The organism is Enterobacter sp. SES19, assembly GCF_011765665.1.
In the GTDB taxonomy this organism is placed as follows: Bacteria; Pseudomonadota; Gammaproteobacteria; order Enterobacterales; family Enterobacteriaceae; genus Enterobacter; species Enterobacter pseudoroggenkampii.
This window is the reverse complement of record NZ_CP050320.1, coordinates 1,743,552-1,757,415: the sequence shown is the minus strand read 5'-3', so window position 1 is coordinate 1,757,415 and position 13,864 is coordinate 1,743,552. Positions and strand designations below refer to the sequence as shown.

Annotated in this window: 17 protein-coding genes and 1 riboswitch; of the genes, 6 read left to right on the top strand and 11 right to left on the bottom strand. The window is 59.5% G+C overall.

Annotation, left to right across the window (positions count from 1 at the left end; all coding sequences use genetic code 11):
* Positions 1–60: 60 nt before the first annotated feature.
* Positions 61–234, bottom strand: coding sequence for a general stress protein (locus GXP72_RS08280; protein ID WP_024909630.1), 174 nt, complete (start codon positions 232–234; stop codon positions 61–63).
* Between the two features lie 391 nt (positions 235–625).
* Between GXP72_RS08280 and wrbA the strand changes: the two genes are divergently transcribed.
* Both wrbA and GXP72_RS08270 read left to right on the top strand, forming a co-directional pair.
* Positions 626–1,222: an NAD(P)H:quinone oxidoreductase gene (wrbA, locus tag GXP72_RS08275; RefSeq protein ID WP_024909629.1), complete on the top strand. Its 597-nt coding sequence runs from the start codon at positions 626–628 to the stop codon at positions 1,220–1,222.
* A gap of 20 nt (positions 1,223–1,242) precedes the next feature.
* Positions 1,243–1,470, top strand: a complete 228-nt coding sequence (locus GXP72_RS08270; protein WP_008499832.1) for a YccJ family protein — start codon at positions 1,243–1,245, stop codon at positions 1,468–1,470.
* A gap of 35 nt (positions 1,471–1,505) precedes the next feature.
* On the opposite strand, the gene agp is transcribed toward GXP72_RS08270, so the two are convergent.
* Positions 1,506–2,747, bottom strand: coding sequence for a bifunctional glucose-1-phosphatase/inositol phosphatase (gene agp, locus GXP72_RS08265; protein ID WP_208763744.1), 1,242 nt, complete (start codon positions 2,745–2,747; stop codon positions 1,506–1,508).
* Positions 2,748–2,899: 152 nt separating this feature from the next.
* Between agp and GXP72_RS08260 the strand changes: the two genes are divergently transcribed.
* Positions 2,900–3,343 (top strand): helix-turn-helix domain-containing protein, encoded by a 444-nt coding sequence (locus GXP72_RS08260; protein WP_047650821.1) that lies wholly within the window; start codon positions 2,900–2,902, stop codon positions 3,341–3,343.
* Between the two features lie 125 nt (positions 3,344–3,468).
* On the top strand, positions 3,469–4,263 hold the full coding sequence (locus GXP72_RS08255; RefSeq protein WP_208763743.1) for an SDR family oxidoreductase: 795 nt from the start codon (positions 3,469–3,471) through the stop codon (positions 4,261–4,263).
* A 1-nt stretch (position 4,264) separates the two neighbouring features.
* On the opposite strand, the gene GXP72_RS08250 is transcribed toward GXP72_RS08255, so the two are convergent.
* Entirely contained in the window at positions 4,265–4,624 is a 360-nt protein-coding gene (locus tag GXP72_RS08250) for a helix-turn-helix domain-containing protein (protein WP_024909625.1), read from the bottom strand.
* A gap of 100 nt (positions 4,625–4,724) precedes the next feature.
* Between GXP72_RS08250 and GXP72_RS08245 the strand changes: the two genes are divergently transcribed.
* Entirely contained in the window at positions 4,725–5,474 is a 750-nt protein-coding gene (locus tag GXP72_RS08245; protein WP_208763742.1) for an SDR family oxidoreductase, read from the top strand.
* 1 nt (position 5,475) lies between these two features.
* Here GXP72_RS08245 and GXP72_RS08240 read toward each other — a convergent pair whose 3' ends face one another.
* Complete coding sequence (locus GXP72_RS08240) at positions 5,476–5,979, bottom strand: DedA family protein (RefSeq protein WP_208763741.1); 504 nt, start codon at positions 5,977–5,979, stop codon at positions 5,476–5,478.
* Positions 5,980–6,139: 160 nt separating this feature from the next.
* A riboswitch (M-box (ykoK) riboswitch) is annotated at positions 6,140–6,309 on the top strand.
* A 60-nt stretch (positions 6,310–6,369) separates the two neighbouring features.
* Between GXP72_RS08240 and GXP72_RS08235 the strand changes: the two genes are divergently transcribed.
* Positions 6,370–7,371, top strand: coding sequence for a magnesium transporter (locus GXP72_RS08235; protein WP_024909622.1), 1,002 nt, complete (start codon positions 6,370–6,372; stop codon positions 7,369–7,371).
* Positions 7,372–7,415: 44 nt separating this feature from the next.
* On the opposite strand, the gene hpxK is transcribed toward GXP72_RS08235, so the two are convergent.
* The 7 genes from hpxK to hpxU all read right to left on the bottom strand — a co-directional run bounded on the left by hpxK (position 7,416) and on the right by hpxU (position 13,763).
* On the bottom strand, positions 7,416–8,654 hold the full coding sequence (gene hpxK, locus GXP72_RS08230) for an allantoate amidohydrolase (protein ID WP_208763740.1): 1,239 nt from the start codon (positions 8,652–8,654) through the stop codon (positions 7,416–7,418).
* Complete coding sequence (locus tag GXP72_RS08225) at positions 8,651–9,892, bottom strand: alanine--glyoxylate aminotransferase family protein (RefSeq protein ID WP_208763739.1); 1,242 nt, start codon at positions 9,890–9,892, stop codon at positions 8,651–8,653. Before GXP72_RS08225 ends, hpxK begins: the two co-directional genes overlap by 4 nt.
* Positions 9,893–9,905: 13 nt before the next feature.
* Entirely contained in the window at positions 9,906–10,643 is a 738-nt protein-coding gene (locus tag GXP72_RS08220; protein ID WP_023327069.1) for an amino acid ABC transporter ATP-binding protein, read from the bottom strand.
* Positions 10,624–11,280, bottom strand: coding sequence for an amino acid ABC transporter permease (locus GXP72_RS08215; protein WP_072034229.1), 657 nt, complete (start codon positions 11,278–11,280; stop codon positions 10,624–10,626). The genes GXP72_RS08220 and GXP72_RS08215 overlap by 20 nt, the downstream gene beginning before the upstream one ends.
* Positions 11,280–11,945, bottom strand: a complete 666-nt coding sequence (locus tag GXP72_RS08210; RefSeq protein WP_208763738.1) for an amino acid ABC transporter permease — start codon at positions 11,943–11,945, stop codon at positions 11,280–11,282. The genes GXP72_RS08215 and GXP72_RS08210 overlap by 1 nt, the downstream gene beginning before the upstream one ends.
* Positions 11,946–11,949: 4 nt before the next feature.
* Complete coding sequence (locus GXP72_RS08205) at positions 11,950–12,732, bottom strand: transporter substrate-binding domain-containing protein (protein WP_157188906.1); 783 nt, start codon at positions 12,730–12,732, stop codon at positions 11,950–11,952.
* Positions 12,733–12,923: 191 nt separating this feature from the next.
* On the bottom strand, positions 12,924–13,763 hold the full coding sequence (gene hpxU, locus GXP72_RS08200; RefSeq protein ID WP_023311063.1) for a MurR/RpiR family transcriptional regulator HpxU: 840 nt from the start codon (positions 13,761–13,763) through the stop codon (positions 12,924–12,926).
* Positions 13,764–13,864 lie beyond the last annotated feature (101 nt).

Sequence of the window (13,864 nt, the reverse complement as noted above, 5' to 3'; positions counted from 1 at the left end):
ATGTTGCAGAAATAAAAAAACCGCCGGGAGATCCCGGCGGCAGGGGTTCAACCCGGCGTGTTACTTACTGCTGCTGCCGTGGCTGTTTTTACCCCCTTTCTTGCCAGCTTCAGATGCGCGTTGCGGGTCATTCTTGAAGTTGCCCCCGCTATGCTGGCCACCTTTACGGCCTGCTTCTGATGCTCTTTCACGGTCTTCTGCGAAATTACCTGAACCACCACGATGGTTTGCCATCTCTAACCTCCAGAATGTGAAACATTAGACATCATATTGCATTCAGTAAAAGAGGATTCTTTCACCTCGCAACACAAGGACAGTGCCTTTATCTGTGCCGCGTGAAACTAAGCTTAGTGGAATGCCGCTATCCGGCAAGCCGCAGGTAATATTCTGCAACATGAACTCAGCCTTTCAGGTGAGATGACGCGACGGGGATGCATAAACCTTTCTTATCATTTTAAAAATCCGCACCGGGAAAGTTGTATCATTTTGCTACAAAGTCATTTTTCTACGCATGTTGTTATAAATCAAATAAATGGCGTTCATTTTTGCAGTCTGGCTGTGATGACATATCTTTAAAAGAACGCAGCGATCCGCTGTCAGAAAAACCAACGAGGAGTGATGCAAAATGGCAAAAGTTCTGGTGCTCTATTATTCCATGTATGGACACATTGAAACCATGGCTCACGCGGTAGCAGAAGGTGCAAACAGGGTTGATGGCGTTGAGGTTGTGGTCAAACGCGTACCGGAAACCATGCAGGCGGAAGCCTTCCTGAAAGCCGGGGGTAAAACACAAAACGCCCCGGTCGCCACCCCGCAGGAGCTGGCGGATTATGATGCCATTATCTTCGGCACCCCGACCCGCTTCGGCAATATGTCGGGCCAGATGCGCACCTTCCTCGATCAAACCGGCGGACTTTGGGCATCCGGGGCGCTTTACGGCAAACTCGCGAGCGTATTCAGCTCTACCGGGACCGGCGGCGGCCAGGAGCAGACGATTACCTCAACCTGGACTACCCTTGCTCATCACGGGATGGTGATTGTGCCGATTGGCTACGGCGCACAGGAGCTGTTTGACGTTTCCCAGGTGCGCGGCGGTACGCCGTACGGCGCAACCACCATTGCCGGTGGGGATGGCTCACGTCAGCCAAGCAATGAAGAACTGTCTATTGCCCGCTATCAGGGTGAATATGTCGCGGGTCTGGCCAAAAAACTGAACGGCTAACACCCAACAGGAGGACAAGCATGCCAACTCAAGAATCCAAAGCTCACCACGTGGGCGAATGGGCAAGTTTACGCAACACCTCTCCGGAGATTGCCGAAGCTATCTTTGAAGTCGCGAAGTACGATGAAAAGCTGGCCGAGCAAATTTGGGAGGAAGGTAACGATGAGGTGCTGGTGCGCGCCTTCGAAAAAACGGACAAAGACTCGCTCTTCTGGGGCGAGCAAACCATCGAACGTAAAAACGTCTAAGCGTTTCCCCCCGCCATCACGCGGGGGGTTCTCTTTTATTTCGCCGCGTTATTCATCACCGCATTGAATTTGTCGACAGGACAGAAGCCGTTCGCATCTACCGGGCAGCCCTTCAGCTCCAGCGTCACGCGCTGTGCCGGAGACTGCAGCGACAGCACGCTGGCGTTACGCAGCTGCTCTGAGCTCTGGTAGACATACTCAATTTTCATCAGCTCCTGGTTGGCATTTTTGTCGTGCCAGCGCTGGAAGACAATTTTGCCGCCAATCGGGGTGCGCTCCTGCTGGTCGTGCAGCTGATACGGTTTGAAATCCAGGGCGGTGAGCAGGGAAGCAATGTTCGAGTCATGCCCCACCAGCAGGGTGATTTTCGGCGCTTTCGCCTGGTCGGTGACCAGGGTTTTATCGATATATTTCACCAGCGGCTTCGCCACGTTTTGCGCCACCTCGGTGGAGGTAAACAGCGAATCCTGATAGCCGTTCTTCAGCTTCGACAGCACGCGCCACTGCTGGTCGGTTTTGATTTCACCCCAGGCGACCTGGTCGGCCGGGAAGCCTTCGTAATACTGCAGCGTGAACGCATCCACCAGCGAGTTACCCACCTTCAGCGGCCCGGATACGCCAGGCTCTTTTTCATAGTCGGCGCTGAAGGTATCTTTCGCATCCGCCAGCGAGCAGACTTTTTTCTCTTTGCACGACGGCGAGTCGGCGTAGTTCGTCATCTGCTCCAGCAGCTTGTAGCTGTCTGCGAGCTGCATTTTCTGCCGCTCGGCCTCCATCGCCTCCAGCGCTTTTTCGCGGAATTCAGGTGAGTTATCGGTAATCACCGGATTGAAGGTCGGATCCATGGTGCCCATTTTTTCCTGATGGTGCACAGGAACGTCGCAGCCCGGGAACGCGCCGGTGATAAAGAACTGCGCTGTGGCGACGGTACGCTGCAGGCTGTTGGCATAAGCGTAAACGCTATCCGCCGCTGGACATTCTCCCGTCTTCACCATCCCCTGCTGCGCCAGCCACTCGCGCATGTAATGGCCCATATACACTTCCAGCACGCCCCCTTTGGTGGTGAGCTGACCGCCCGGGACCTCCCACTCCGGCCACTGCTTCGGCGTGGACTGCTCCAGCACGCTGCCGTTGTTGGCGAGCGGCGCGCGCAGGTTATGGCGGCTCATGATTAAAACTTGCTCCAGCTGATACCCTTCCGGCGTCTCTTGCGCCTGCACGCCAAACGTTGCTGAAATGGAACCGGCGACTGCCAGCGCGAGTAGTGCTTTTCTCATCCCTAATTCCTCACTCGTTTTAAAATATCGCGCTCAGTGTGACAGATTCGTCACAATTTTCCGGGAAGCATTTCTCAAACTGATGATTAACGTGCTTACGGTGTGTACGGATTAGTTTTATAATAAAACCATACCCCACTGGAGAATTCGCTGTGAAACGTACCCGCCTTGAAGAGAGCACCTGCCCCGTCGCCCGTTCGCTGGATATCATCGGCGACTGGTGGTCGCTGCTGATTGTTCGCGACGCGCTGCGCGGGATTAAACGCTTCGGCGAGTTCCAGAAAAGCCTCGGTATCGCGAAAAACATGCTGACCACGCGGCTGAAGCTGCTGGTTGATGAAGGCATCCTCCGGCTTCAACCCGCATCCGACGGCAGCGCCTGGCAGGAATACGTCCTGACCGAAAAGGGGCGTGCCCTGCAAACCGTGCTGGTTGCCCTGTCCCAGTGGGGGAATGAATTTTTGTTCGCGGAAAACGAATGCGGCACCGTGCTGGTCGATGCCGAACAGCGCAAACCCCTGCGCAAACTGGCGCTTATCGCCGACGATGGGCGCGAACTGACGCCTGAAGAGATCGTGGCTAAACTCCCCTCCTGACCGTTCCCGACGGCAAAAGCACAAAATGATCGCCAATATGGTTGCATTATAAAACCAAATAGCAGAGAGTTAATTCAGTTTCATCTTGAAACCAAATAACCCACTTTGCTTTGAGGTAACACACGATGACTACGCAAATCACCACCGCCCTGATCACGGGTGCCTCCTCCGGGATTGGCGCCGTTTATGCCGATCGTCTTGCCGCGCGCGGTGCCAACCTGGTGCTGGTCGCTCGCCGCGAAGATCGCCTGAAAACCCTCGCCGCCGACCTGCGCGCACGCTATGGCGTGGCCGTCGATATTCTGGTGGCCGATCTTACCGATGAAGCCGGGATCCGCGCCGTGGAAGAAGAACTGCGCAGCAATGCCGCCATTGATACGCTCATCAACAACGCGGGCACCGCGCAAATGGCACCGTTCCTCGCGGGCGAGATAGCGCAGCATCAGGCCATTAACACCCTGAACACCACGGCGCTGATGCGTCTGACCTACGCCATCCTGCCCCGTCTGGCGCAGAACAATCGCGGCACGCTGATCAATATCGCCTCCGTGCTGGCCCTGCACGTCCGGGCGGGCAGCGCCCTCTACAGCGCCACCAAGGCGTGGGTACTGAGCTTTACCCGTGGGTTACAGGAAGAATTTGCCGACAGCAGCGTGCGCATTCAGGCCGTGCTGCCCGCCGCCACGGCGACGGAAATCTGGAGCCATTCAGGCGTCACGGTGGACGATCTGCCGGAAGGTTCGGTAATGACCACCGACGATATGGTGGATGCGTCGCTGGCGGGTCTGGATCAGGGTGAACCGATCACCATCCCGCCGATGCATGATGCAGGCCTGTGGGAGCGCTACGAAGCGGCGCGCCTTGAGCTGTTTAGCAGCGCACGCACCGGCATTCCGGCACCGCGCTACGTAAAACAGTAGCCTAACGCTGAAGCTGGTCGCCGTACTCGCTCATCCAGGCGGCCAGCGGCGAGAGTGCGTCCTGCAAGGTTAACCCCAGCCCGGTGATCTGATACTCCACGCGCGGCGGGATCTCCGGGTAGACCGTCCGCGTCACCAGCCCGCGCTGTTCAAACAGGCGCAGCTGCTTCGTCAGCTCTTTCTGGGTGATGGGTGCAGCCGCCCGCAGCAGGTCGCCAAAGCGTACGGGCGTATTAAAGACAATCAGGCGATAGAGAATGGGGATCGCCCATTTACCGGAAATCAGGTTCACAAACTGCGTCATCGGGCAGGTATACGCCTCAGATTTTTTTTCACAGCACTCCTCCAGCATTTCTGCCATAGCACACCTCTTGCCTCTTTAGTATCCATTTGGTACCTGGTTTCCTTTCGATACTAACGTTTCTATAGTGCTTTCTCCAGAGACATTTCAGGAGAAGAACATGGGTCGTTTAACCGATAAGTATACGTTGATTACCGGCGGCACCAGCGGCATCGGTCTTGCCACCGCGCAGGCGTTTATCGCCGAAGGGGCGCGCGTCGCCGTGACCGGACGCAACCCGGACCCCCTCGCCGAAGCAGAGCGCATTCTGGGCGATAAGGCCTGGGTGATCCCAACCGATGCGGGCGATATCGCGTCGCAGAAAGCGCTGGCGGAAACCCTCGCCGCCCGCTGGCCGCGCCTCGACGCGGTGTTTCTCAACGCCGGCGACGTAACGCACGCGCCGCTGGAAGCCTGGCAGGAGGATGCGTGGGATCGCCTGATGAACATCAACCTGAAGGGACCGTTCTTTTTAATTCAGGCGCTGCTGCCGCTGCTGAATAACCCGTCGTCGGTGATCCTCTGCGGCTCCGTGAGCGCGCGCATCGGCCTGCCCACCAGCAGCGTGTATGCCGCGAGCAAGGCCGCCCTGCTGTCGCTGGCGCGCACGCTGTCGGCGGAGCTGCTGCCGCGCGGGATCCGCGTTAACGGTCTGAGCCCAGGTCCGGTGGAAACCCCGGCCTTTACCAAAACGGGCTTAAGCGAAGAAGCGCTTAACGCGATGATGGCGGAGATCATCAAGCTGGTGCCGCTCGGCAGAATGGGCTCAACGACGGAGCTGGCAAAAGCCGCGCTCTATCTGGCCTCCGACGAGTCGAGCTACACGGTAGGAACGGAGCTGCTGGTGGACGGCGGCATGGGGAGTTTGTAACTCAAAAGGCGCTGATGCCGGTGACGATGCCGACATACAGCGCCGCCCATACGCAGGCGGAAAGCAGGCTGACGGCGTAGACCTTTGCTGCATTCAGCCTGAGCATCCCCGCCGCCAGCGGGACGATGTAACGCAACACCGCCAGAAATCGCGACGTAAAGAGCACGATGACACCGTTCTTTTGCAGCTGATGCTGTACCCGCAAGAACTTGTCGGCATGCTTTGAGGTAAAACGCGTGACCAGCCGGGTGTGCCCCATCATCTGGCCGATATGGTAGTTCAGCACCGAACCCGCCGTTGCCCCCATCACCACGGCCAGCCACGCCAGCGCAGGATGCATGCTCGCCTGGCTGACGGTCATGCCCGCCAGCAGCATCACCGAGGCGGGCGGCAGCACGGAGGAGATCAGCACCGTCGACTTGCTCAGCGCCATCATAAATAACAGCGCGAACAGATGTGCCGGATACAGCGCAAAATGATTCAGCAGATTATCAAACCACGCCATTTGCTTCTCCTCCGTTGATTATATAATCCTCCATTAGAAATGAATGACCTTAAATAAACCATCAACGCTTTATTAAATAAGATTCTCCTAAACCGTTCTTAAACATTATTTAATTTCCCGAGCGGCAATATCAAATAAGCGTATTATTTCCCTCGTTTTTCAACGATCTCGTTATGGCGAGGCTCCTGTACAAATACACGTTATCGCTCTGGTAGGTTCGAGAGAATCGACACAGGGTAAAACAGGCACTGTCGAATCAAGGCTTTGTCAGTATAACTTCCCTCACGGGATACGGTGTACAGTGCTGAACCCAGGACGTGGGGATCTCCTCTTCGACATGCCCTGTCTTGCTCGCCCCTGAGAGATTTTATTATTCAAAGGGAATTCACTATGTCTTACGCTATTCACAACCAAAACCTGGCATTCAATGACAGCGCGATCGCGCAATATATGAATACCGATTTTATTGTCCTCGATATTGCATTATGCGTGGCGCTGGCGCGCGAGCAATTCTTCGAAAAATTAAAAGACGACGATATTCCGTCTCATATTTTTATTGAAGACAATGGCCGCCTGGCGGGCATGATTGCCGTGCGTAAATTGCTGCAGACCGCCGACACGGTACAGCCGGTGAAATCGCTGATGATTTCGCAGTTTTTGCAGGTCAAACCGGAGGATGAACGTGCCGACGTAGCCGGACTGCTGGCGCACGGCGGCGCGGACGTGGTGCCCGTGGTCACCCACGGCAAGCTCGTCGGCTGTCTGACCGAGCGCGAAATCGCCCATCTGCTGGAAGATGACGTCACCGAGGATGCTCAGCTTCAGGGGGCGACGCTGCCGCTGGAGAAGCCCTATCTGGACACCAGCCCGTATAGCCTGTGGAAAAAACGCTCCGTCTGGCTGCTGCTGCTGTTTGTCGCGGAGGCCTACACCAGCTCGGTGATCCAGCATTTTGAAGAGGCGCTGGAGTCCGCCATCGCGCTGGCGTTTTTTATTCCGCTGCTGATCGGCACGGGCGGCAACAGCGGGACGCAGATCACCTCCACCCTGGTGCGCGCCATGGCGCTGGGGGAAGTCCGTCTGCGCGACGTTGGCCGCGTGCTGCGTAAAGAGATGACCACCTCGCTGATGATTGCCGCCACGCTCGGTATTGCCGGGTGCATTCGCGCCTGGATGATGGGGATTGGGCTGGAAATCACGCTTATCGTCAGCCTGACGCTGGTGTGCATTACGCTGTGGAGTGCGATTGTGTCGTCCGTCATTCCGATGGTGCTTAAGCGCTGCGGCATTGACCCGGCGGTCGTCTCCGCGCCGTTTATCGCGACGCTGATCGACGGTACCGGGCTGATTATCTACTTTAAGATCGCGCAATATACGCTGGGGCTGGAGTAACGCGGACTTTGCCGGGTGGCGCTACCGCTTACCCGGCCTACAAATTAACGCGCACCGCCGTCAGCCAGCGTTCTCACCGCCCGCCCAAATGCCTCAATCGCCAGGGCGACATCCTCAGCCATCACCGATTCGGCCGGATGGTGGCTGACCCCGCCCCTGCAGCGCACAAACAGCATCCCCACCGGCCAGCGTTCCGCCAGGGCGATGGTGTCATGGCCGGCGCCGCTGGGCAGGGATAACGAGCGCCCCTGCACCGTTTCAACGGCCTGCCCCAGCAGATCCTGCAAACGCGCATCGCACGGCGTGGCGGCGATACGGTAAAACTCCTCGGCGCTGAAGCTCAACCCGCGACGCGCGGCAATCGCCTGCGCCTGCGCCAGCAGTTCAGCGAGCAGCGCGTCAAGCGGGGCATCCTGCGGGCCGCGAATATCCAGCGAGAGCGCAACCTCGCCCGGGATCACGTTGACCGCGCCGGGCAGGCAGCGCAGCTCACCGACCGTCGCCACCCGGTTGCCGCCCTGCTGTCGGGTGATGTTTTCGATCAGCACCATCCATTCGGCGGCGGCGGCCAGGGCATCCTTACGGTGACTCATCGGCACGGTACCCGCGTGTCCGGCCTCGCCGGTGAAGCGGCAGCTGAGGCGGCGCGCGCCGTTAATGGCTTCCACCACGCCCAGCGCCAGCCCTTCCTGCTCCAGACACGGCCCCTGTTCGATGTGCAGTTCCAGACAGGCGCTGAAATCGGCCTGATGACGTGCCGCGAGCGCCACGCGGGCAGGATCGAGCCCCGCCTGCACCATCGCCTGCGCCACGCTGATGCCCTGAGCATCGCACGTCTCCAGCCAGCCCTGCGGCCAGGTGCCCGTCAGCCCCCGGCTGCCTAGCAGAGTGATCCCAAAACGGGTTCCCTCTTCGTCACCAAAGCCGACAATCTCTATGGCCTGTGCCAGATGCACACCCTGCTGGTGCAGGCTATCCACCACTTCGATGGCGGTGAGCACCCCGAGCATGCCGTCGTAGCGCCCGGCGTTGCGTACGGTGTCCAGATGCGAGCCAAGCAGTACCGCCTGGGCCCCCTCCTGCGCGCCTTCGTAGCGTCCACAGATATTGCCCACGCTGTCCTGCCAGACGGTCATGCCCGCCTGGCGCATCCACTCCCCGACCAGCTGGTTGGCCTGCAGATGCTGCGTGGAGAGATACACCCGTGTCAGCGCATCCGGGGTTTCGCTGATGGCGGCCAGCGCGTCGGCGCGCGCCATCACCCGTTCTGCCGCCGGGCTCATTGCGGCGTCTCGCGGCGATAGTGGTCCCACGCGGCCTGCATGGCGGCCCCCTGCGTGGTGGTAAATTTGAGGTAGTTCAGCACCGACTCCAGCGCGCTCAGGGTGGTCATCACGCAGTCCTTGCGCGCGTTATAACCCATGGTGCCAATGCGCCACACTTTGCCGTGCAGCGGGCCAAACGAGGTGCCGATTTCAATCCCGAAATCCTCCAGCATCAGCTTACGCACCTGGTCGCCGTTGACGCCCTGCGGTATCACCACGCCCAGCACGTTGTTCATCTTGTGCGTCAGGTCGCCGAAGGTCTCCAGCCCCATCGCCTGAATCCCCTTCAGCAGCGCATCGCCGTGCAGCTTATGACGCGCGATGCCGTTATCCAGTCCTTCCTGCAGGATCAGCCGCGCGCATTCGCGGGCGCCAAACAGCGCGGTAGTTGCTTCGGTGTGGTGGTTCAGCCGCTCCGGCCCCCAGTAGTCCATCACCATGCCGAGATCGAAGTAGTTGGAGTAGATCATCTCCTCGTCGCCGTCGCGGTGGGCGTCGGTGCGAATGCCCTCCTCCACGCACTTGCGGTGGCGGATCGCCTCTTCCATCCGCGCGCTCAGGGTGATCGGCGACGTGCCCGACGGGCCGCCGAGGCATTTCTGCATCCCGGCCGAGACGGCGTCCAGCCCCCAGGCGTCGGTCTCCAGCGCGTTACCGCCGAGCGACGCGGTGGCGTCGGTGTAAAACAGCACGTCGTAGCGGCGGCAGATCGCGCCCAGCTCCGCGAGCGGCTGCAGCATGGTGGTGGAGGTGTCGCCCTGCACGGTCAGCAGCAGGCGCGGACGAATATGTTTTATCGCATCCTCGACCTGGTCCGGGGTAAACACCTCGCCCCACGGCACCTCGATGGTATGCACCTCCGCGCGGCAGCGGCGGGCAATTTCGCACAGCAGGTGGCCAAAGCGGCCAAAGACCGGCACCAGCACCTTATCTCCCGGTCGAATGGCGGAAACCAGAATGGCTTCAATTCCCGCGCGGGAGGTGCCGTCCACCAGCATCGTCCAGCGGTTTTCGGTGCGGAATACGCCGCGATAGAGCGCCATCACCTCGTTCATGTAGTGGGTCATGGCCGGATCGTACTGGCCGATCAGCTGGCTCGACATGGCGCGCAGCACGCGCGGGTCGGCGTTGATCGGGCCCGGGCCCATCAGCAGGCGCTGCGGCGGGTTGATTTGCGGAAAGCGTGCGATATCCATTGTTCAGTCCTTATCAGTTGAGGCCGCGCACGGAGGAGATGAACTGCTTCAGTTCCGTGGTCTGCGGGTTGGCGAACAGCGTTTTGCTGTCGCCCTGCTCCCAGACTTTCCCCTGGTGCATAAACACCACGCGGTCGCCCACTTCGCGGGCAAAATTCATTTCATGGGTAACCAGTATGAGCGTCATCCCCTCGGCCGCCAGTTGCTCCAGCACTTTGAGCACTTCGCCCACCAGCTCCGGATCCAGCGCGGAGGTGATCTCGTCGCAGAGTAATACTTTCGGCGACATCGCCAGCGCGCGGGCTATCGCCACGCGCTGCTGCTGGCCGCCGGAGAGGCTCGACGGGTAGTAATCCAGACGATCGCCAAGGCCAACCTTCTCCAGCATCTGCTGCGCCAGCGCCCGGCATTCGGCGGCGCTTTTTTTCAGCACCCGACGCGGGGCGAGCATCACGTTCTCCAGCGCCGTCATGTGCGGGAACAGGTTGAAGCTCTGGAACACCATCCCGACCGAGCGGCTGATTTCACGCGCCTGGGAATCCCGGTCGGTAATGGTCATGCCGCCCAGCTTGATGCTGCCGTCCTGATACCCTTCCAGCCCGTTGATGCAGCGCAGCAGCGTGCTTTTACCCGATCCGCTGCGCCCGATAATGGAGATCACCTGGCCCATGTCGATATCCAGATCGACGCCCTTGAGCACGTGGTTATCGCCGTAGTACTTCTGCACCTGATTAATGGTGATGAGAGGCATTGAATTTCGTCTCCAGATAGCGGCTGTAGCGCGACAGCGGATAACACAGAATAAAGTAGCCGAGCGCCACCAGCGCAAAGACCTTAAATGGCTGATAGGTCACGTTGGTGAGCATGGTCCCGGCCTTGGTCAGCTCGATAAAGCCGATAATCGACGCCAGCGCGGTGCCCTTGATCACCTGCACGGCAAAGCCGACCGTCGGCGCAATGCCGATGCGCAGCGCCTGCGGGGCGACCACGCGAAACAGGGTCTGGCCGAAGGTCAGCCCCAGACAGCGCGAGGCTTCCCACTGCCCTTTCGGCAGGGCGCGAATGCTGCCGTTCCAGATATCGAGCAGAAACGCGCTGGTGTAGAACGTCAGCGCCAGCGAGGCGGCGGTCCACGGCGAGACGTCGATGCCGAACAGCGCCACGCCAAAGAAGGCCAGGAACAGCTGCATCAGCAGCGGCGTGCCCTGAAACAGCTCGATATAGCCGCGGATGATGCGCTTCACCGTGCGCCCGCCCGTCAGGCGCAGCAGCAGGAGCGGCAGCGTCACCGCCGCCCCGCCGACGAAGGCCACCAGCGACAGCAGTACCGTCCAGCGCCCGGCCAGCAGCAGATTGCGAATAATGTCCCAGTCGGTAAAGGTGGTCATCATGCCTGCACCCCCAGCCATTTCCGTCCCGCCGCCATCATCAGCTGGCGCAGGGTAATCGACAGCGCTAAGTAAATCCCGGTGGTCACCAGATAAACCTCAAAGCTTAAAAACGTTCTGGACTGGATCAGGTTGGCGGCGAAGGTCAGCTCTTCACAGGAGACCTGCGATACCACCGACGAGCCGAGCATCACGATGATGCACTGGCTCACCAGCGCCGGGTAAATGCGCTGCAGCGCGGGCGGCAGCACCACGCGAATAAAGGTCTGCAGGCGGGTCAGCCCCAGCACGCGACCGGCCTCCCATTGCCCTTTCGGCGTGACCTGAATGCCCGCGCGGATAATCTCGGTGCTGTAGGCGCCCAGGTTCACCACCATGGCCAGCAGCGCCGCTTCCCCCGCCGTCATCTTCAGCCCCAGATTCGGCAGGCCGAAGACGATGAAAAACAGCTGCACCACAAACGGCGTGTTGCGGATGATTTCCACGTACGCGCCCCAGATGCGGCTGAACCAGGTGGTGCGTCCGCTGCGGATTGCCGCCCCGACAATCCCCGTCGCCAGCCCGCCGACGGTGGCCATCACCGTCAGCTGAACGGTGACCCACAGCCCCGCCAGCAGTTCCGGCCAGTGCGGCCAGAGGGCTGAAAAATCAAGTTGCTCAGTCATCGGCTCAGGCGCCAAGGTTTGCCGGCAGCGGAGCCTTCAGCCATTGCTCAGACAGGCCGTTCAGCGTGCCGTCCTTGATGCCCTGCTCGATCAGCGCATCCACTTTTGCCTTCAGGGCCGGTTCGTTCTTCTTCAGGCCAATAAAGCACGGCGAATCTTTCAGCATAAAGCTCGGCACCGGGGCTTTCGCCGCGTTCTGGCGCGAAATGGCCGCCACCACGAGGTTGCCGGTTGCCACGTACTGCACCTGGCCGGACAGATATGCCGACAGCGTAGTGTTGTTGTCTTCGTAGCGCTTCACCTCCGCGTCTTTCGGCGCCAGGCCGGTCAGCACCATGTCCTCCACCGCCCCGCGCGTCACGCCGATGGTTTTTCCGCTCAGCGCGGCGGCGTCCTTCAGCTCGGCCCCTTTCGGGCCAAACACGCCGAGGAAGAACGGCGCGTAGGCGCGGCTGAAGTCGATTACCTTCTCGCGCTCCGGGTTTTTACCGAGGCTGGAAATGACCAGGTCCACCTTGTCGGTTTGCAGGTACGGCACGCGGTTGGCGCTGGTCACCGGCACCAGCTGCAGCTTGAGCTTCATCTGGCTGGCCAGATAGCGCGCCATGTCGATGTCATAGCCCTGCGGCTGCAGATCGGTCCCCACCGAGCCAAACGGCGGGAAGTCCTGCGGCACGGCAATGCGAATGGTGCCGCGCTTCTCGATATCCTGAAGCTGGTCAGCCTTTGCCGGCAGCTGTGTGAAGAGGCATGCGGCCCCGGCCAGTGCAATCAACAATTTTTTCATGGTGCTTCCCCGTAACGTTAACATGAAACAAAAGATTCTTTGAATGTGATTTTGCAACTAATGTGCCAGATAAGGCGAAGCGGGGAATATTGTTGAGAAGCCTGATAAAACGCGGGCGGGTCGAAAAAACGTGCGTTTCTTCGCCCCGTCGCCTGCACCATTTCAATGCAAAGCACCAGCCTGATGCCCCATTATCGCTGTTCGAGTTCGTCCAGCTGCTGGTAGAGGGAGGCAATTTCGTGAATGCGCGGACGGCCTTTATCGAGAATTTCATGCAGGAAGGCGTTCGCCAGCAGGTTGATCAGACTGTTGACCGAGGAATAGCTGTCATAGGCCGAGACGCTGTCCAGCGGGGCGCAGAGCTGCCAGCTCGCCAGCGGGAACAGGCTGTGCGCCTGCGGCTCGCACATCAGCAGCACCGGAATACCGCTACTCTGAAGCTGCTGCATCAGCGGGCGGATAATGCGCGGGCGGCGGCGGAAGGCCATCATCACCACCAGATCGTCCGGCGTTAAATCCACCAGCTCCTCGCCCAGGCTCTGCCCCGGCTGCGGCAGGACCAGCACCTGACCGCGCGCCTGCAGCAGCTGCTGGCGCAGGTGCAGCGCCGCCGGATAGGCGTTACGCATGCCGATAATGACGATGCGCCGCGCCTTAACCATGCAGGCCATGGCGTCGGCAAACTGCTGCGCGTCGAGGGCATTGACCCACTGGGTCAGGTTCGCCATCTCCTGCTTATAGTGACGCGCCAGCAGCGTATTGCCCTGCACCGCATCGCGGTTATCGGTGAGCGGCATCCCGCTCTGGCGCAGGGTGCGCAGCTCGTCGCGCATATCCTTATATTTCTCATAGCCCAGACGCTTAAACAGACGGCTCACCGTGGCTTTCGACACCCCGCTCAGCTGCGCCAGCTCGGCGCTGTTGTAGCTAATGAGATCGTCAAAATGGTCGAAAATAAAGTCCGCCACCCGCTGCTCCTGCGGCGACAGCGACGGGTACTGTGCTTTCAGACGTTCATCCAGTTGTTCCATAGCGCCTCTGTAACTTTTGTTTCATCACATTTTGCCTTTCATTCTACCTTTCATTATACGTGCCAGTTTACTGAAACTTTTCTTTCAGAACTGGAACAGCT